The 18696-nt window shown below is 61.2% G+C and carries 15 protein-coding genes; 14 read left to right on the top strand and 1 reads right to left on the bottom strand.

All coding sequences use genetic code 11. The features are described from left to right. The first annotated feature begins 33 nt into the window (after nt 1-33). The 10 genes from BM017_RS16765 to BM017_RS16720 all read left to right on the top strand — a co-directional run bounded on the left by BM017_RS16765 (nt 34) and on the right by BM017_RS16720 (nt 12710). Nucleotides 34-2253, top strand: a complete 2220-nt coding sequence (locus tag BM017_RS16765; RefSeq protein WP_092246398.1) for a primosomal protein N' — start codon at nt 34-36, stop codon at nt 2251-2253. A 110-nt stretch (nt 2254-2363) separates the two neighbouring features. Beyond that, the gene (argS, locus tag BM017_RS16760) at nt 2364-4100 is read left to right on the top strand and encodes an arginine--tRNA ligase (RefSeq protein ID WP_092246395.1); all 1737 of its coding nucleotides are present in this window, start codon (nt 2364-2366) and stop codon (nt 4098-4100) included. Nucleotide 4101: 1 nt separating this feature from the next. After that, nucleotides 4102-4803 carry an SPOR domain-containing protein gene (locus BM017_RS16755; protein ID WP_025858692.1) on the top strand — a complete coding sequence of 234 codons (702 nt, stop codon included), beginning with the start codon at nt 4102-4104 and terminating at the stop codon, nt 4801-4803. A 195-nt stretch (nt 4804-4998) separates the two neighbouring features. After that, a complete protein-coding gene (hslV, locus tag BM017_RS16750; RefSeq protein ID WP_010563201.1) occupies nt 4999-5529 on the top strand; it encodes an ATP-dependent protease subunit HslV in 531 nt (176 codons plus the stop codon). 37 nt (nt 5530-5566) lie between these two features. Beyond that, nucleotides 5567-6904: an ATP-dependent protease ATPase subunit HslU gene (hslU, locus tag BM017_RS16745; RefSeq protein ID WP_092246392.1), complete on the top strand. Its 1338-nt coding sequence runs from the start codon at nt 5567-5569 to the stop codon at nt 6902-6904. Between the two features lie 148 nt (nt 6905-7052). After that, nucleotides 7053-7430, top strand: a complete 378-nt coding sequence (locus BM017_RS16740; protein WP_092246388.1) for a gamma-butyrobetaine hydroxylase family protein — start codon at nt 7053-7055, stop codon at nt 7428-7430. 249 nt (nt 7431-7679) lie between these two features. After that, nucleotides 7680-9359 (top strand): class II poly(R)-hydroxyalkanoic acid synthase, encoded by a 1680-nt coding sequence (gene phaC / locus BM017_RS16735; RefSeq protein ID WP_071492375.1) that lies wholly within the window; start codon nt 7680-7682, stop codon nt 9357-9359. Between the two features lie 85 nt (nt 9360-9444). Beyond that, complete coding sequence (gene phaZ, locus BM017_RS16730) at nt 9445-10290, top strand: poly(3-hydroxyalkanoate) depolymerase (protein ID WP_016979176.1); 846 nt, start codon at nt 9445-9447, stop codon at nt 10288-10290. An 89-nt stretch (nt 10291-10379) separates the two neighbouring features. Continuing rightward, nucleotides 10380-12062 carry a class II poly(R)-hydroxyalkanoic acid synthase gene (phaC, locus tag BM017_RS16725; RefSeq protein WP_092246385.1) on the top strand — a complete coding sequence of 561 codons (1683 nt, stop codon included), beginning with the start codon at nt 10380-10382 and terminating at the stop codon, nt 12060-12062. Between the two features lie 27 nt (nt 12063-12089). Next, nucleotides 12090-12710: a TetR/AcrR family transcriptional regulator gene (locus BM017_RS16720; protein ID WP_071492378.1), complete on the top strand. Its 621-nt coding sequence runs from the start codon at nt 12090-12092 to the stop codon at nt 12708-12710. 36 nt (nt 12711-12746) lie between these two features. Here BM017_RS16720 and BM017_RS16715 read toward each other — a convergent pair whose 3' ends face one another. Then, complete coding sequence (locus tag BM017_RS16715; RefSeq protein WP_256572950.1) at nt 12747-13421, bottom strand: response regulator transcription factor; 675 nt, start codon at nt 13419-13421, stop codon at nt 12747-12749. Nucleotides 13422-13789: 368 nt separating this feature from the next. Here BM017_RS16715 and BM017_RS16710 point away from each other — a divergent pair, with 368 nt between their 5' ends. The 4 genes from BM017_RS16710 (at nt 13790) to BM017_RS16695 (ending at nt 18695) form a co-directional block, all read left to right on the top strand. After that, the gene (locus tag BM017_RS16710) at nt 13790-14371 is read left to right on the top strand and encodes a fimbrial protein (protein WP_092246382.1); all 582 of its coding nucleotides are present in this window, start codon (nt 13790-13792) and stop codon (nt 14369-14371) included. Nucleotides 14372-14464: 93 nt separating this feature from the next. Continuing rightward, a complete protein-coding gene (locus tag BM017_RS16705) occupies nt 14465-15253 on the top strand; it encodes a fimbrial biogenesis chaperone (RefSeq protein ID WP_092246379.1) in 789 nt (262 codons plus the stop codon). After that, the gene (locus BM017_RS16700) at nt 15250-16008 is read left to right on the top strand and encodes a fimbrial biogenesis chaperone (protein WP_092246375.1); all 759 of its coding nucleotides are present in this window, start codon (nt 15250-15252) and stop codon (nt 16006-16008) included. Before BM017_RS16705 ends, BM017_RS16700 begins: the two co-directional genes overlap by 4 nt. Before the next feature lie 143 nt (nt 16009-16151). Further along, nucleotides 16152-18695 (top strand): fimbria/pilus outer membrane usher protein, encoded by a 2544-nt coding sequence (locus BM017_RS16695; protein WP_092246372.1) that lies wholly within the window; start codon nt 16152-16154, stop codon nt 18693-18695. The last annotated feature ends 1 nt before the right edge of the window (nt 18696 follow it).

Here is an 18696-nt window from a genome sequence, read left to right as displayed (position 1 = left end):
CGCCACCGCCTGCCTTTATATGAGACTCCTCGCGTGCCCGACGCCATTCTGCGCCTCGCCCTGCCTTCGCCCCTGCGCCGCCTGTTCGATTACCGGGCGCCGGCCGGCGTACTGCGGGCGCAGTTGCAACCGGGCATGCGTGTGCGTGTGCCGTTCGGGCGGCGTGAGATGATCGGCATTCTGGTTGAAGTCACCGACCACAGCGAAGTGCCGGCCGAAAAACTCAAGCCCGCGCTGGCCATCCTCGACACCACCCCTCCACTGCCACCCGCGCTGTTCAAGCTGTGCCTGTGGACCGCTCAGTATTACCAGCACAGCCTGGGCGATACGTTGAGCTGGGCCTTGCCGGTGCTGCTGCGCCAGGGCGAACTGGCCGAAGCGCGTCAGGAGCGCTTCTGGTCGATGGTGCCCGGCGCGCGCCTCGACGACCCGCGCATCGCCCGTGCCCCACGCCAACGTGAAGCACTGGCCACGCTGGCGCAGCATCCCCATGGCGTGGCTCATCAACTGCTGAGCAAGCTGATGCTGAGCAAAGACAGCCTCGACCTGCTGCTTGCCAAAGGCCTGGTACAGGTGGAAATCCGCAAGCACGCCCCTGACGCCCGCCACGAACACTGGCTGGCCCAGCCGGAATTGCCGCTGAACCCCGAGCAACGCGCCGCCTACGAAGCGATCCGCGCAGGCTTCGACAGCTTCCACGCTTTCCTGCTGGCCGGCGTCACGGGCAGCGGCAAGACCGAAGTCTATTTGCAGTTGATCCGCGAAACCCTGCAAGCCGGCAAACAGGCGCTGGTGCTGATCCCCGAGATCAACCTCGGCCCGCAGACCCTGGCGCGCTTCGAGCAGCGTTTCAATGCGCGTATCGCGCTGGTGCATTCGGCTGTCAACGACCGCGAGCGCCTGGAGTCCTGGCTGGCAGCGCGGGATGGCGAGGCCGACATTATTATCGGCACCCGTTCGGCGCTGTTCACCCCGATGAAAAACCCCGGGCTGATCATCATCGACGAGGAACACGACGGCTCCTATAAACAGCAGGAAGGCCTGCGCTACCACGCCCGCGACCTGGCGCTGGTGCGCGCTCGCCAGGAAGACATCCCGATTGTGCTGGGCTCGGCCACGCCGTCCCTGGAAAGCCTGCACAACGCCTACACCGGCCGTTACGGCCTCTTGCGCCTCAACGAACGGGCGGGCGGCGCCAAGCAACCACGTTTCCTGCGCCTGGACGTCAAAAGCCGCCCGCTGGACAGCGGTATTTCCGGGCCAATGCAACAAGCCATCGGCCAGACCCTCGCCGCTGGCCAGCAGGTGCTGGTGTTCCTCAATCGGCGCGGCTTTGCGCCGACGCTGCTGTGCCATGACTGCGGCTGGATGTCCGAGTGCGAGCGCTGCGACGCGCGCATGACGGTGCACCAGCGCCACGGCGAACTGCGCTGCCACCACTGCGGCCATGTGGAGCGGGTGCCGCGCCATTGCCCGCAGTGCGGCAAAGTCGACCTGCGACCGGTAGGCGCAGGCACCGAGCGCGCCGAGGAACGCCTGGGCATCCTGTTCCCGGATTACCCGGTGCTGCGGGTCGACCGTGACAGCACGTCGCGCAAAGACGCGATGAACCAGCTGTTCGCCACCATCCAGAAAGGCCAGCCGTGCATCCTCATCGGCACGCAGATGCTTGCCAAGGGGCATCACTTTCCACGGGTGACCCTGGTGTCGATCCTGGATGCGGACGGTGGGCTGTTCTCCGGGGATTTCCGTGCCAGCGAGCGCATGGCGCAGTTGATCGTGCAGGTTGCGGGCCGCGCAGGGCGTGCCGAGGAGCCAGGCCGAGTGATTATCCAGACGCACCTGGCCGACCATCCGCTGCTGATCCAGCTCACCGAGCAAGGCTACTTCGCCTTCGCCGAACAGGCCCTGAGCGAACGTCGCGCCGCCGGCCTGCCGCCGTTTTCCCACCTGGCACTGCTACGCGCCGAAGCGCACAAGCCGGGGCAGGCCGAAGGTTTCCTGGATGAAGCGTGCAGCGCGGCCGAACGTTTGCTTGGCGAACTGGGTCTGAGCGGCATCGAACTGCTCGGCCCGGTGCCTGCGCCCATGGAGCGCCGCGCCGGGCGTTATCGCGCTCAGCTACTCTTGCAGGCAACCTCCCGCGCACCGCTGCATCGGCTATTAAGTAGCTGGTTGCTTGCCCTGGAGCAAATGCCCAGCGGCCGGCAAGTGCGATGGTCGTTGGACGTAGACCCGGTAGATTTGTATTAACCCTGGCCACAGGTCCCGCGAAGGTTGGCAAGCCCGCCCTCGCCACGGATAATGCCCAGTTTTTCCACCTGCGCATCGCGCGCCGCCGCTTGCGGTCGAAAGAGAACACCATGAAAGACACCATTCGCCAGCTGATCCAACAAGCCCTCACCCAACTCGTCAACGAAGGTGTGTTGCCTGAAGGCCTGTCGCCGGCGATCCAGGTGGAAAACACCCGCGACAAGACCCACGGTGACTTCGCCAGCAACATTGCGATGATGCTGTCCAAGCCGGCCGGCATGAAACCGCGCGACCTGGCGGAAAAAATCATCGCCGCGCTGCCGGCCGACGAAAGCGTCACCAAGGCCGAAATCGCCGGCCCCGGTTTTATCAACTTCTTCCAGAATACCCAGGCCCTGGCTTCGCGCCTGGATGCAGCCCTGGCCGACGCCAGGATCGGCGTGCTCAAGGCCGGCCCGCTGCAGCGCGTGGTCATCGACCTGTCGGCACCGAACCTGGCCAAAGAGATGCACGTGGGCCACCTGCGCTCCACCATCATCGGCGATGGCGTGGCGCGGGTGCTGGAGTTCCTCGGCGACAGCGTGATCCGTCAGAACCACGTGGGCGACTGGGGCACCCAGTTCGGCATGCTGATGGCTTACCTGCAAGAAAACCCGATCACCAGCAACGAGCTGTCGGACCTGGAAAACTTCTACCGCGCCGCCAAGAAGCGCTTCGACGAATCCGAAGAGTTCGCCGACCGCGCCCGTGGCCTGGTGGTCAAACTGCAAGCCGGTGACGAGGAATGCCTGGCGCTGTGGAACCGTTTCCGTGAGATCTCGCTGTCGCACTGCCAGGAAATCTACGATCTGCTCAACGTCAAGCTGACCATGGCCGACGTGATGGGCGAAAGCGCCTACAACGACGACCTGATCAACGTGGTCAACGACCTCAAGGCCCAGGGCCTGCTGGTGGAGAGCAACGGCGCGCAATGCGTGTTCCTCGAAGAATTCAAGACCGCCGACGGCGAGCCGCTGCCGGTGATCATCGTCAAGGCCGATGGCGGCTACCTGTATGCCACCACCGACCTGGCGGCTGTGCGCTACCGCAGTGGGGTGCTCAAGGCCGACCGTGCGCTGTATTTCGTCGACCAGCGCCAGGCCCTGCACTTCCAGCAGGTGTTCGAAGTGGCACGCCGCGCGGGCTTCGTCACCCACCCGATGCACATGGAACACATGGGCTTCGGCACCATGAACGGCGCCGATGGCCGCCCGTTCAAGACCCGTGACGGCGGCACCGTGAAGCTGATCGACCTGCTGACCGAAGCCCAGGAACGCGCCTACAACCTGGTGAAGGAAAAGAACCCGGAACTGGCCGAGGCCGACCTGCGCAACATCGCCCGCGTGGTAGGCATTGGTGCGGTGAAATACGCCGACCTGTCCAAGCACCGCACCAGCGACTACAGCTTCAACTTCGAGCTGATGCTCAACTTCGAAGGCAACACCGCACCGTACCTGCTTTACGCCTACACCCGTGTGGCCGGCGTGTTCCGCAAGCTGGGCAAGGACTTCAGCGAAGTTGAAGGGCACATCGTGCTGGACGCCCCGCACGAGCAGGAACTGGCCGCCAAGCTGGCACAATTCGGCGAAGTGCTGAACAGCGTCGGCGAAAAAGGCACGCCGCACATCCTGTGCACCTACCTGTACGAAGTCGCCGGCCTGTTCTCCAGCTTCTACGAGAACTGCCCGATCCTGACTGCCGACGACGAAGCCCAGAAGCAAAGCCGCCTGCGCCTCGCCGCCCTGGCTGGACGGACCCTCAAGCAAGGCCTGGAACTGTTGGGCCTGGAAACACTGGAGCGTATGTAAGTTGGCTGCCAAGAAAAAACCTGCACCCAAGCGCGGCGCCAGCCGCTATCAGGCCCCGGCGAAGAAGCCGATCCCGGGCTGGTTGTGGATGGCGATCGGCCTCACCGTCGGCGCGTTTATCGTATTCCTGATGAAACTGGATCCGGGCAAGGGCGATGACGTCAAACGGGTCAAGCAGGAGCAACAGAAGGCCACGAAAATGGCCGAAGCCAACAAGACTGCGCCGAGCCCGACCGCTCCGGTAAAGCCGAAGTACGACTTCTACACGCTGTTGCCCGAATCGGAAGTGATCGTGCCGCCGGACGCCGTGCCGGAGAAAACCCTGCCGACGCCGCAAGTGCCAACCACCCCGGTCACCCCGGCGGAGGCCGCTAAAATCGACACAGCGCGCGCCCAGGCCGCATTGGCCGGGATCACCCCGCCGCCAGCACCGCCGGTGGCCGAGACCAAGGCCGCGCCAGTGACCAAGTTCTTCCTGCAAGCGGGCTCGTTCCCCAAACAGGCGGATGCGGACCGCGTGCGGGCGCAAATCATTCTGCTGGGCCAGTCGGTGACGGTGGAGTCCGGCACTGTGAAGGATGCGACCTGGTATCGCGTACTGGTAGGACCGTTCAGCAACCGTGAACAGCTGACCGTGGCGCAAAAGCAATTGGCCGGCGCGGGTTTTAGCAACCTGTTGTTACAACAACGCCAGAGCCGCTGACCTTCAGCCAACCTGGATCAAATGTGGGACGGGGCCTGTCCCCTCCCACATTTGGTTTTGCAGCGCTGTGGAATGTGTGTCAGACCCTTGAGCACCACTCGTCCGCCATAACCCCCTATGGTTGAAATCCCCTCCGCCACCCCCATATGAGTTTGCATCAGGGCATTTTCGCCCCGCTGCGTGGAGACTCTCCCCTTGACCACCATCGTTTCAGTACGTCGCCACGGCAAAGTCGTCATGGGCGGCGACGGCCAGGTTTCCCTGGGCAATACCGTGATGAAAGGCAACGCCAAGAAAGTGCGTCGCCTGTACCACGGCCAGGTTCTCGCGGGCTTTGCCGGCGCTACCGCCGACGCCTTCACCCTTTTCGAACGTTTCGAAGGCCAATTGGAAAAACACCAGGGCCACCTCGTGCGCGCCGCAGTCGAACTCGCCAAAGAATGGCGCACCGACCGCTCCCTCAGCCGCCTGGAAGCCATGCTGGCCGTCGCCAACAAAGACGCGTCCCTGATCATCACCGGCAACGGCGATGTGGTTGAGCCCGAACATGGCCTGATCGCCATGGGTTCCGGCGGTGGCTACGCCCAGGCGGCAGCCAGCGCACTGTTGAAGAAAACCGACCTGTCGGCCCGCGAAATCGTCGAGACTGCCCTGGGCATCGCCGGCGATATCTGCGTGTTCACCAACCACAACTTCACCATTGAGGAGCAGGACCTCGCCGAGTAAGCCGTAGGCTTATTCCCGCTTGAGGCCGCCAAACATTATGTCCATGACTCCCCGCGAAATCGTCCATGAACTCAACCGCCATATCATCGGCCAGGACGATGCCAAGCGCGCCGTAGCCATCGCGCTGCGTAACCGCTGGCGCCGGATGCAACTGCCCGAAGAACTGCGCGTTGAAGTAACGCCAAAGAACATCCTGATGATCGGCCCGACCGGCGTCGGCAAAACCGAGATCGCACGTCGCCTGGCCAAACTGGCCAACGCGCCGTTCATCAAGGTAGAAGCCACCAAGTTCACCGAAGTAGGCTATGTGGGCCGTGACGTCGAGTCGATCATTCGTGACCTGGCAGACGCAGCTCTGAAAATGCTGCGCGAACAGGAAATGACCAAGGTCAGCCATCGCGCCGAAGACGCCGCCGAAGAACGCATCCTCGACGCCTTGCTGCCACCGGCACGCATGGGCTTCAACGAAGAAGCCGCACCGGCCTCGGACTCCAACACCCGCCAGCTGTTCCGCAAGCGCCTGCGTGAAGGCCAGCTGGACGACAAGGAAATCGAGATCGAAGTCGCCGAAGTGTCCGGCGTCGACATCTCTGCCCCGCCTGGCATGGAAGAGATGACCAGCCAGTTGCAGAACCTGTTCGCCAACATGGGCAAGGGCAAGAAGAAAAGCCGCAAGCTCAAGGTGAAGGAAGCGCTGAAACTGGTGCGCGACGAAGAAGCCGGGCGCCTGGTGAATGAGGAAGAACTCAAGGCCAAGGCCCTGGAGGCGGTCGAGCAGCATGGCATCGTGTTTATCGACGAGATCGACAAGGTGGCCAAGCGCGGTAACTCCGGCGGCGTCGATGTGTCCCGTGAAGGCGTACAGCGCGACCTGCTGCCGCTGATCGAAGGTTGCACCGTGAACACCAAGCTGGGCATGGTCAAGACCGACCACATCCTGTTTATCGCCTCCGGTGCGTTCCACCTGAGCAAGCCAAGCGACTTGGTGCCGGAGCTGCAAGGCCGCCTGCCGATTCGCGTGGAGTTGAAGGCGCTGACCCCGGGCGACTTCGAACGCATCCTCAGCGAGCCGCACGCCTCGCTCACCGAGCAGTACCGTGAACTGCTGAAAACCGAAGGCTTGGGCATCGAGTTCCAGCCAGACGGCATCAAGCGCCTGGCGGAGATCGCCTGGCAGGTCAACGAGAAGACCGAGAACATCGGTGCCCGTCGCCTGCACACCTTGCTGGAGCGCTTGCTCGAGGAAGTATCCTTCAGTGCCGGCGACCTGGCCGGTGCGCAGAATGGCGAAGTGATCAAGATCGACACGGCTTACGTCAACAGCCACCTGGGCGAATTGGCGCAAAACGAAGACTTGTCGCGCTATATTCTGTAAGCCTCACACAGAATCGCTTCGCTTCAATGTGGGAGGGGGCTTGCCCCCGATAGCGGTCTATCAGACAGATATATGCTGACTGACACACTGCCATCGGGGGCAAGCCCCCTCCCACATTTTGAGGCCGGTTCCATCAGGATTATTGCCAATGTCAAAGTTTCCCACTGCTGTAAACCTGCACAAAACCTCCAACACCCTCGGCCTCACCTACGGGCCCGACGAGGTGTACCAACTCCCTGCCGAACTGTTGCGCACCCACTCGCCTTCCGCCGAGGTCCAGGGCCACGGCAAACCTATCCTGCAATTCGGCAAGCTCAACGTGAAGTTGATCAAGATCGAACCGGCCGGCCAGTACGCACTGAAATTGACCTTTAACGACGGGCATGACAGTGGACTGTTCACCTGGGACTACCTCTATCAGTTGGCCGTGCGTCAGGACGCGCTGTGGGCCGACTATCTTGCCGAACTCAAAGCCGCTGGCAAAACCCGCGACCCGAGCGAGTCGGTCGTACGGCTGATGCTCTAGCTCAGGCGTCTTGCTCTTTAGAGCGCATTTTCTAATTTCATCTGCTTGAATGCCCTGTCGCGTGGCCAACGATTGGCCCGCTTGCGAAAAAAATTAAACTCGGGTAACCAATGGAACTGGCAAGTTCCCTGCATTTGACGATGTGGTATCAACGGTCACCCGAGTCGCAGTACCAGGCTTGTGTTGTGTATCGAAACTGGGTGCGCAGCGGTCCCCGGTACTCGTCTTTCGGACAATGGAGCGTCGTAGATGAGTAACAAGAACAACGATGACTTGAAACGCCAGGCCTCGGAAAACACTCTGGGGCTCAACCCGATCATCGCGTTACGTAAAAAGGATTTACTCGCCTCGGCGAAGATGGTGCTGACCCAAGCCATCAAGCAACCGTTGCACAGCGTCAAGCACGTCGCCCATTTTGGCGTCGAGCTGAAGAATGTGATGTTTGGCAAATCCGCGCTGGTGCCGGAAAGCGATGACCGTCGTTTCACCGACCCGGCCTGGAGCCAGAACCCACTCTACAAGCGCTACCTGCAAACCTACCTGGCGTGGCGCAAGGAACTGCACGACTGGATCGGCGACAGCAACCTGTCGGAACAGGACATCAGCCGTGGCCACTTCGTGATCAACCTGATGACCGAAGCCATGGCCCCCACCAACAGCGCGGCCAACCCGGCGGCGGTCAAGCGTTTCTTTGAAACCGGCGGCAAGAGCCTGCTCGACGGCCTGTCCCACCTGGCCAAGGACATGGTGCACAACGGCGGCATGCCCAGCCAGGTCAACATGGGCGCCTTTGAAGTGGGCAAGACCCTGGGCACCACCGAAGGCGCGGTGGTGTTTCGCAATGACGTGCTGGAGTTGATCCAGTACAAGCCGATCACCGAACAGGTGCACGAACGCCCGCTGCTGGTGGTGCCGCCGCAGATCAACAAATTCTATGTATTCGACCTGAGCCCGGAGAAGAGCCTGGCGCGCTTTTGCCTGCGCAACGGCCAGCAGACGTTCATCGTCAGCTGGCGCAACCCGACCAAGGCGCAGCGCGAGTGGGGCCTGTCGACCTATATCGAAGCGCTGAAAGAAGCCGTCGATGTGGTCACCGCGATCACCGGCAGCAAAGATGTGAATATGCTCGGCGCCTGCTCCGGCGGCATCACCTGCACCGCCCTCTTGGGCCACTACGCGGCGCTGGGGGAGAAGAAGGTCAACGCCCTGACCCTGCTGGTGAGCGTGCTGGACACCACGCTGGACACCCAGGTGGCGCTGTTCGTCGACGAGCAGACCCTGGAGGCGGCCAAGCGCCATTCCTACCAGGCCGGCGTGCTCGAAGGCCGCGACATGGCCAAGGTGTTCGCCTGGATGCGCCCCAATGACCTGATCTGGAACTACTGGGTGAACAACTACCTGCTGGGCAACGAGCCGCCGGTGTTCGACATCCTGTTCTGGAACAATGACACCACGCGCTTGCCGGCGGCGTTCCACGGCGATCTGATCGAACTGTTCAAGAACAACCCACTGGTGCGCGCCAACGCACTGGAAGTGTGCGGCACGCCCATCGACCTGAAGCAGGTCACTGCCGATATCTATTCATTGGCGGGCACCAACGATCACATTACGCCGTGGCAATCCTGCTACAAGTCGGCGCAGCTGTTTGGTGGCAAGGTCGAGTTCGTGCTGTCGAGCAGCGGGCATATCCAGAGCATCCTCAACCCGCCGGGCAACCCCAAGGCGCGCTACCAGACCAGCGATGGCCTGGCGGGCAAGCCGCTTGAGTGGCAGGAGAATGCGACCAAGCATACGGATTCGTGGTGGCTGCATTGGCAGGCATGGCAGGCGGAGCGAGCGGGCAAGTTGAAGAAGGCGCCGACGAGTTTGGGTAACAAAACCTACGCCGCAGCAGAGGCGGCGCCCGGCACCTACGTACACGAACGCTAAATTGAAATGCATTCAAATGTGGGAAGGGGCTTGCCCCCTCCCACATTGACCGCATTCCGGCTGTAACACTTCACAGGGTTTGAGCATGCCGCAACCGTTCATCTTCCGTACCATCGACCTGGATGGCCAGACCATCCGCACGGCGGTACGCCCGGGCAAGCCTCACTTGACGCCGCTGCTGATCTTCAATGGCATCGGCGCCAACCTTGAGTTGGTGTTTCCGTTCGTCCAGGCGCTGGACCCGGACCTGGAAGTGATCGCCTTCGATGTGCCCGGCGTGGGCGGCTCGTCGACACCCAATCGACCGTACCGCTTTCCCGGTTTGGCCAAACTCACCGCGCGTATGCTCGATTACCTGGACTATGGCCAGGTGAATGCCGTTGGCGTGTCCTGGGGCGGCGCGCTGGCGCAGCAGTTTGCCTATGACTACCCGGAGCGGTGCAAAAAGTTGATCCTCGCAGCCACGGCGGCGGGTGCAGTGATGGTGCCGGGCAAGCCAAAAGTGCTGTGGCTGATGGCCAGCCCGCGCCGCTACATCCAGCCGTCCCACGTGGTGCGCATCGCGCCGATGATCTACGGCGGTTCGTTCCGCCGCGATTCGAAACTGGCCGCCGAACACGCCAGCAAAGTGCGCTCGGCCGGCAAGCTCGGCTACTACTGGCAACTGTTCGCCGGGTTGGGCTGGACCAGCATCCACTGGCTGCACAAGATCCGCCAGCCCACCCTGGTGCTGGCGGGGGACGATGACCCGCTGATCCCGCTGATCAACATGCGCATGCTCGCCTGGCGCATTCCCAATGCACAGTTGCACATCATCGATGACGGCCACCTGTTCCTGATCACCCGGGCCGAAGCCGTGGCGCCGATCATCATGAAGTTTCTTGAAGAGGAGCGCATGCGCGCGGTGATTCATCCGCGACCGGCTGTGTAAGGACCACACCGCCGCGCAACTTGCCAGGAACCGACTATGGTTCTGAATTGGCGTGCCTGTTTGATGGCTTGACGAAGGAGTGTTGGCTCATGCGAGAAAGACCCGTGACGAACCCGGCGCCCACCCCCGCCGCGTTCATCAACGCGCAAAATGCGATCACCGGCCTGCGCGGCCGGGATTTGCTGTCGACGCTGCGCAGCGTGGCTGCCCATGGCCTGCGCAACCCGGTGCATACCGTTCGGCATGCCTGGGCGCTGAGCGGGCAACTGGGCCGCGTACTGCTCGGTGAAACCGTGCACGAACCCAACCCCAACGACAGCCGCTTCAACGACCCCACCTGGAAGCTAAACCCCCTGTACCGCCGCAGCCTGCAGGCCTATCTGAGCTGGCAGAAGCAGACCCGTCACTGGATCGATGACAGCACCCTCAGCGACGATGACCGGGCCCGTGCGCACTTTGCCTTCTCATTGCTCAACGATGCGGTCTCGCCCTCCAACACCCTGCTCAATCCGTTGGCGATCAAGGAGCTGCTCAACTCCGGCGGCAACAGCGTGGTGCGTGGGGTGACCAACCTGGTCGAAGACCTGCTGCACAACAATGGCCTACCGCGCCAGGTGAGCAAGCACGCCTTCGAAGTGGGCAAGACGGTAGCCACCACCCCCGGTTCGGTGGTGTTTCGCAATGAGCTGCTGGAGCTGATCCAGTACAAGCCCATGAGCGAAAAACAGTACGCCAAGCCGCTGCTGGTCGTGCCGCCGCAAATCAACAAGTTCTACATTTTCGACCTGAGCCCGGCCAACAGCTTTGTGCAGTACGCCTTGAAAAACGGCCTGCAGACCTTCATGGTCAGCTGGCGCAATCCGGATGTGCGGCATCGCGAATGGGGCCTTTCCACCTATGTAGCCGCGCTGGAGGAAGCACTCAACGTCTGTCGCGCGATCAGCGGCGCCCGCGAGGTCAACCTGATGGGCGCCTGCGCCGGCGGCCTGACCATCGCCGCGCTGCAAGGCCACCTACAGGCCAAGCGCCAGCTGCGCCGCATCTCCAGCGCAAGTTACCTGGTGAGCCTGCTGGACAGCCAGATCGACAGCCCCGCCACCCTGTTCGCCGACGAGCAGACCCTGGAAGCCGCCAAGCGTCGCTCCTACCAGCAAGGCGTGCTCGACGGCCGCGACATGGCCAAGGTGTTTGCCTGGATGCGCCCCAATGACCTGATCTGGAACTACTGGATCAACAATTACCTGCTGGGCAAGGAACCACCGGCCTTCGACATCCTGTACTGGAACAACGACAACACGCGCCTGCCCGCCGCCTTGCACGGCGACCTGCTGGACTTCTTCAAGCACAACCCACTGAGCCATCCCGGCGGCCTGGAAGTGTGTGGCACGCCCATCGATTTGCAGAAGGTCACGGTGGACAGTTTCAGCGTGGCCGGCATCAACGACCACATCACGCCGTGGGATGCGGTGTATCGCTCCACTCAGTTGCTGGGCGGCGAGCGGCGCTTCGTGCTGTCCAACAGCGGGCATATCCAGAGCATTCTCAACCCGCCGGGCAACCCCAAGGCCAACTACGTCGAGAACCTCAAGCTGAGCAGCGACCCACGCGCCTGGTATTACGACGCCAACCACGTCGAAGGCAGCTGGTGGCCGCGTTGGCTGGAGTGGATCCAACAGCGTTCCGGCGTACAACGCGAAACCCTCACCGCCCTGGGCAACCAGAATTACCCACCGATGGAAGCGGCACCGGGCACTTACGTGCGCGTGCGCTGAGCTCAACGATCACCTTAAGAAGACTGGATGAAGACCCGCGACCGTATCCTTGAATGCGCCCTGCAACTGTTCAACCAGAAGGGCGAACCCAACGTGTCGACCATGGAGGTGGCCAATGAAATGGGGATCAGCCCCGGCAACCTCTACTACCACTTCCATGGCAAGGAGCCGCTGGTCCTGGGGCTGTTCGAGCGTTTCCAGAATGAGCTGGCGCCCCTGCTGGACCCACCGCCAGACGCGCAATTGGAAGCCGAGGATTACTGGCTGTTCTTGCACTTGATTGTCGAGCGCATGGCGCATTATCGGTTTCTGTTTCAGGACCTGTCGAATCTGGCAGGGCGCCTGCCGAAGCTGGCCAAGGGCATTCGCAACCTGCTGACGGCGCTGAAACGGACCCTGGCGTCATTGCTGGCGCGGTTGAAGACGGCAGGACAACTGGTCAGTAGCACCCAGGCCCTTGGGCAACTGGTGGAGCAGATCACCATGACCTTGCTGTTCTCCCTGGATTACCAACGGATTCTCGATCGTGAAGGCGAAGTACAGGTGGTGGTTTACCAGATCATGATGCTGGTGGCGCCCCATCTGCTATCGCCGGCACGCCAGACAACTGAGCAATTGGCCCTGCGTTATCTGGACAGGCCGATTTAAATACTCGCGCAAGTCAAACATTCAAACCACGCGGCGCTAATCAGGACGACCAAACTGCTTGGTAAACATAAAAAGCTCACTGTCGGTCCTGATACCCAACTTCCGATACGCCGACTGTTTTTGTGTACTGATAGTACTCGCGCTACGCGAAAACTTTGCCGCGATTGAATTCACGGACATTCCGTCCAGAAAACAACGCAGGACTTCCTGTTCCTTGGGGGTCAAGGCGCCGCTCAATCGTACCGGCAGTGAATGTTCAAGTGTCGACTTGATATTCTCCCGTGCCAGAACAGACTCTCCCTCCTGCAGCACCGACAACATGCAACGCTGCAGGTAAATCCGCCCCTGGGCGACAGTCCGAATAGCCACTATCAATTCCGTGAGGTGTTCGGTCTTGCCCAGCACTCCAAAGCTCCCGGCCTTCAACGCCAGTATCACCGTTGCACGCGTGCAGCGGGATGACACAACGAGCACCTTGCAACGTTTGAAACGCCTGCCCAGCATCTGGATCAGGCCGAGGCCATCGATGTCTGACGGCCCCAGTGTAAAGTCCATCACCACCACATCCGCAGGTTGTTGGCCGAGCGCATCAAGCAACTCCCTGGATGTACCGAAGGAGCCGATGACCTCCAGGTCGGGCTCTTTGCGCAGGCCCAGTTCAATTCCCTGCCGAACCATTTCATGGTTATCCAGCAACATGATGGTGTGCATTTCAGACACCCGGAAGTTCGCTCAAGTAAGTACAAATTAGTACACATATGCTCGCTGCACGAACAGTGTATAGCGCAGCCTTTTTCGTGAATCAATCCATCAAAAACAGCCAACATGCGCCTGACAAGTTATTCCTACATACATGTCTTACATTGAAACCCTACAGACACTACCCCATACAATTGTTTTAATTAAAATTTTAGACTTCGAATATTTACGAGATAAATCTCGTGACCTGTCGATAGGCAAAAATAACGTTCCCAGCCAAATTACTGCCACCTGCCATTCGGTAAAAAAACGAAACAAATTACCGATGCAACACTTCAATGTGTGGCGGGTTACTCAGATAACTCACGATTGGGAACACTATGAAAGTCCACGTTTTCTCCACCCTCGCCGTAGTACTCGCCTTAGCCGCAGCGGTTTCGCAGCCGGCACAGGCTGCCAACGACGGAACCATCAACTTCACCGGGTTGGTGAGCGATACGACCTGCACCATTGAAGGCGCAGCGCCAGGCACCGGCGCCGTGGTCAAAGACGTCAACCTTGGTGGCGTGTCCGCCGCACGCCTGCAGAAACCGGGTGATCGCGCCAACCTGACCGGCTTCACCATCCGCATTGGCGCACCTGGCGAAGGTGGCTGCACCAACGGACGCACCGCAATGGTTGCTTTCGACCCTACCAGCCCGGCGATTGATGTGGCGACCGGGCGCTTGAACATCGACGGCTACGATGACCCATCCGACACCACCAACGCCAAGAACGTACAGGTTGAGGTGACTAACCGTAATGGCACTCCGATCAACGTTTACACGGAAAAATCCGAAGGTGTGGTCATCGCCGACAACCAGGCTGTCATTCCATTGGCCGCACAGATGTACGCCAGTGGTGTCGCGACTGAAGGTACTGTCAAGACCCGCGTCGGCTTCATGGTCGTGTACGCCGATTGATAGAAAAGCGGGCCCGCTCTGGCGGGCCTTGCACGCAACGGGCCTGCCGCCGCCAGGCAGGCCCACTCGCTTGATTCGAAGAGAGCTTTGAGCATGAAAAAGCTGGCCTGCCTCGTGCTTTACACCTGTGGTGTTGCGGGGTTACTGCTGCAAGCAGTTCCCGCCCGGGCCGGGGTCATTATGCATGGCACCCGCGTGATCTATCCCGCTGACCAGCAGGAAGTGGTGGTACGCCTGGAGAACAAAGGTGACCGTCCAGCGCTGGTACAAGCCTGGCTGGACACGGGCGATATCCGCTCGACGCCGGCGACGGTACGCACGCCGTTTACCCTTTCGCCACCGATTTTCCGCGTTGAGCCCCACCAGCAGCAGGCGCTGCGGCTGCGCTATACCGGAGCGGCCGCAGCCCCCGATCGCGAAAGCCTCTACTGGCTGAATGTGCTGGAAGTACCACCGCTTACCGCCGGTACCGAACAAGGCAACCAGATCGAACTGGCATTTCGGACCCGCTTGCGTGTGTTCCTGCGACCGCAGGCATTGCCCTACTCCGTAGCCAGCGCTGCGTCAAAGCTGCAATGGAAACTGGTCGCCCATGAGCATGGCTACGCCCTGCAAGCCACCAACCCCACGCCATATCATGTTTCCCTGAGTTCGGTGGATTTGCTGAGCGAAGGAAAACGATTCACTAAAGCACCAAACAAAGAGGCCAACGACAGCCTGATGATGCCGTGCGGCGACGTGAAGCTGTTTGCACTGCCATTGTTGCGCGAATACCCCACCGGCGCGCTGAACGTCGAATTCACCGCCGTCAGCGACTTCGGTGCCCGCGTGCGCCACTCGGCAAGCGTCACACCACCAGACGCCAGGCGATCGAAACCATGAATGCCATTTTCACTTCACACTGGGTGGCCCGTCTCATTGCATTGACACTTGCGCTTTCCGGTGCCGCCGTCGGGCACGCCAGTGTGGTCATTGGCACCACTCGGATCATCTACCCGCAGCGCGACAAGGAGGTGACGGTCAGGCTCGAAAGCAAGAACCAGGCACCCGTGCTGGTCCAAGTCTGGCTGGACAGCGGTGACGAACACTCGACCCCGGATAGGGCCACGGTGCCGTTTATCGCCACGCCGCCGATCTTTCGCATGGATCCAGGCAAGCAGCAGGTCGTACGCCTGGCGTACACGGGCGACAGCTTGCCCACGGAACAGGAAAGTCTGTTCTGGCTCAACCTGTTGGAGGTGCCCGCGCACTCCCAGGAGGCCAATCAGTTGCAACTGGCCTTCCGCTCGCGGATCAAGCTGTTTTTCCGACCGTCGAACCTGCCTTCCGGGGTCGACGCGGCACCGGGAAAACTGCAATGGCGGCGTGAATCGACCGCGCAAGGCCAGGTACTGGAGGTCTATAACCCCACGCCTTACTACGTAACCTTCGAACAGGTCGAGTTGCTGGAGTCCCGGCAGCGCCATCCACGCAAGGCTGCGTCTTCAGGTGCTGGAAACATGGTGGCGCCGGGTGATCGCACGCGCTTTGAACTGCCCAGCCTCAACACCCCGCCAGGCAGCGCCGCCACCGTGGAGTTCCAGACACTCGACGACTACGGAGTGCGCAATACCCACAGTGCCCGGGTCTCGACATGACCCCGAGAGCTGCCTAGCGCCGTATTGGCCCGCCTCTCCGCGCTACTGACCTCACTGCACACGTTGGTTTGATGCCCGGTTTTCAGGGAAGGGCTTCCCATTGCCCAAATTCGGACAGCCCCTATTTTTTGGAAGTGGTACACATGAGTTTTAACACCCGCGCCAGTTTAAGAAACTGGCCTTTTGCGCGTCATCAATTGATGCTTGCGACGCGCTGCCTTTTACTGATGAGCAGCGCCTATGCTGTGGGCGCCCAAGGTGCCGAGAATGTCAGGTTCAACCCGGCCTTCTTCCCGGATGGGGTTGGCGGCCAACAAGTCGACATAGGCAAATTCAGCCAGGGTAACGTCGTGCTGCCCGGCAGCTACCGCACCGACGTTTATCTCAATGGCCAATGGATTGGGCGCGAAAGCCTCACGTTTGTCGCGGTAAAGGGCCGAGATTCCGCACAGATGTGCCTGGAGCGAGATGTCGTGCTCAGGTTTGGCATCGACTTGGACGCGGCACAAGCTCAACCCAGCGAAGCCAGACAAACGCCCACTCCCGCGTTTGCACCCTGCGAAGACATCTCAACCTACCTGCCGGGAAGCACCGGTCAATTCGACCCGGGCGAAAACCGCCTGACCCTGCAGGTTCCTCAGATCTACCTGGCACGTAAAGCACGCGGTTATGTCGACCCCAGGCACTGGGACGGCGGGGTCGACGCGGCTTTCGTGCGCTACAACGCCAACACCTTTGAGACCCGCACAAATGGCCGCTCCGTCGACTCTCATTACCTGGGCCTGAATACGGGGCTCAATCTGGGAGACTGGCACTGGCGCCACAGCGGCAGCTTCAGCCAGACCGAAACCTCCTCGGGCTATCAGCGCAGCAGCACCTATGTGCAGCGCGAGTTGAGCCCGCTGCGATCACAGATGATGCTCGGCGAAATCTATACCCCAGGCGAACTGTTCGACAGCGTGCGCCTGCGTGGTGCCAGCCTGTTCAGCGATGATCGGATGCTGCCGGACTCTCAGACCGGGTTCGCCCCGGTCGTGCGCGGCATCGCCGAGACCAATGCACGGGTCACCGTGCGCCAACGGGGCGTGTTGTTGGATGAAGTGTCGGTCGCTCCTGGCCCGTTCGTGCTCAACGATTTGTTTCCTACCGGTTATGGCGGCGACTTGACCGTCACGGTGACCGAGGCAGATGGCCGTCGACGCGAATTCATAGTGCCATTCGCCGCCAACGCCAATCTGCTGCGCACTGGCCACAGCCGCTATTCCCTTAGCGTCGGCAGGATGGATGAAATCGGCCTGCGCCATCCCCCAAGGCTGGTACAAGCCACTTACCAGCACGGCCTCAGTAACCTGGTGACCGGCTACACCGGGACGGTGGCGGGTGACGACTACTTGTCGCAATTGCTGGGCGCGGCATTCAATACCCCGTATGGAGCGCTCTCCCTTGACCTGACCCACTCAGATGCAACATTACCGGGCCACGGTTCACGCCAGGGGCAAAGCGTGCAGCTGCGCTACAGCAAGAACTTCACCGACACCGGCACCCACTTCGCCCTCGGCGCCTACCGATACTCCACGCAAGGCTTTCTGAGCATCGCCGACGCCGCACGGGTGCGCGACCTCGCCATCGGCGGGCACAACTTGGATAACGTATCGCGTCTGCGCGACAGGATGGACATCAGCCTCAATCAAAGCTTGAGCAACGGCACGGTCTACCTGACCGGATCCTCGCAAAACTACTGGAACCGCACCAGCGGCAACCTGACCTTTACCACCGGTTACAGCGGCAACTGGAAGGGCCTGCGCTACACCCTCAGCGCCCAGCGCACCAAGGATCTGCTGAGCGAGCGGGTCGACAAGCAAGTGGAACTGACCCTGAGCCTGCCCTTAGGCAGCGACGCACGCTCCCCCACCCTGACCACCACTGTCTATCGCGGCGATCAAAGCAGCGGTGAACGGATGAACCTCGGCGGCACCCTGGGCGAGCGCGGCCAATTCAGCTACGGAGTGGGGGGTAGCCGTACGCAGGGCCGCAGTAACTCGGTCTCTGCCGACATGAAATACCAGACCAGCCACGGCGTGCTGTCGGCAGGGTTCGGCCAGAGCAACGCCTACCGCGCAACGCCCCTGGGCATGACCGGCGGCATCGTCGCTCACGCAGGTGGTGTGATTTTCGCACCGGAACTGGGCGAAACCATTGGCATTGTCCAGGCCCCAGGCGCACAAGGTGCGCGGATCAATGGCAATCACGGCGCCCAGGTCGGCAAGGGCGGGTATGCCGTGGTGCCGTACCTCACACCTTATCGCCAGAACGTGGTCGAGTTGGACCCCAAGGATCTGTCTGTAGATGTGGAACTCAAGAGCGCCGCGCAAAACGTCGCCCCCCGTGCAGGCTCGGTGGTGAAACTGCACTTCGACACCGTCAGCGGCCAAGCCTTATTGATCTCTGCATTACGCAAGGATGGCAGCCTGCTGCCCTTCGGTTCCGATGTGTTCGACGAGAATGGCGACAGCGTCGGCGTGGTCGGCCAGGGTGGCAAAGCCTTTGTGCGCGTACCGCGCTCCCAGGGGGTACTGGCGGTGAAGTGGGGGTCCGAGGGAAACGCTTCCTGCCGGCTTCGTTACGACGTCAGTGGACAACAGGGTGCCAACCGCTTGCTTCAGGTGGACGCAGGTGCATGCCAATGAC

This window comes from Pseudomonas sp. NFPP04 (assembly GCF_900113815.1).
Classification (GTDB): domain Bacteria; phylum Pseudomonadota; class Gammaproteobacteria; order Pseudomonadales; family Pseudomonadaceae; genus Aquipseudomonas; species Aquipseudomonas extremorientalis.
This window is presented reverse-complemented; position numbering and strand designations above follow the sequence as displayed.

Coding starts and splice junctions, on each gene's coding strand:
- argS (WP_092246395.1), top strand. CDS start 2,364: ATGAAAGACACCATTCGCCAGCTGATCCAACAAGCCCTCACCCAACTC.
- hslU (WP_092246392.1), top strand. CDS start 5,567: ATGTCCATGACTCCCCGCGAAATCGTCCATGAACTCAACCGCCATATC.
- BM017_RS16740 (WP_092246388.1), top strand. CDS start 7,053: ATGTCAAAGTTTCCCACTGCTGTAAACCTGCACAAAACCTCCAACACC.
- phaC (WP_071492375.1), top strand. CDS start 7,680: ATGAGTAACAAGAACAACGATGACTTGAAACGCCAGGCCTCGGAAAAC.
- phaZ (WP_016979176.1), top strand. CDS start 9,445: ATGCCGCAACCGTTCATCTTCCGTACCATCGACCTGGATGGCCAGACC.
- phaC (WP_092246385.1), top strand. CDS start 10,380: ATGCGAGAAAGACCCGTGACGAACCCGGCGCCCACCCCCGCCGCGTTC.
- BM017_RS16720 (WP_071492378.1), top strand. CDS start 12,090: ATGAAGACCCGCGACCGTATCCTTGAATGCGCCCTGCAACTGTTCAAC.
- BM017_RS16715 (WP_256572950.1), bottom strand. CDS start 13,421: ATGCACACCATCATGTTGCTGGATAACCATGAAATGGTTCGGCAGGGA.
- BM017_RS16710 (WP_092246382.1), top strand. CDS start 13,790: ATGAAAGTCCACGTTTTCTCCACCCTCGCCGTAGTACTCGCCTTAGCC.
- BM017_RS16705 (WP_092246379.1), top strand. CDS start 14,465: ATGAAAAAGCTGGCCTGCCTCGTGCTTTACACCTGTGGTGTTGCGGGG.
- BM017_RS16700 (WP_092246375.1), top strand. CDS start 15,250: ATGAATGCCATTTTCACTTCACACTGGGTGGCCCGTCTCATTGCATTG.
- BM017_RS16695 (WP_092246372.1), top strand. CDS start 16,152: ATGAGTTTTAACACCCGCGCCAGTTTAAGAAACTGGCCTTTTGCGCGT.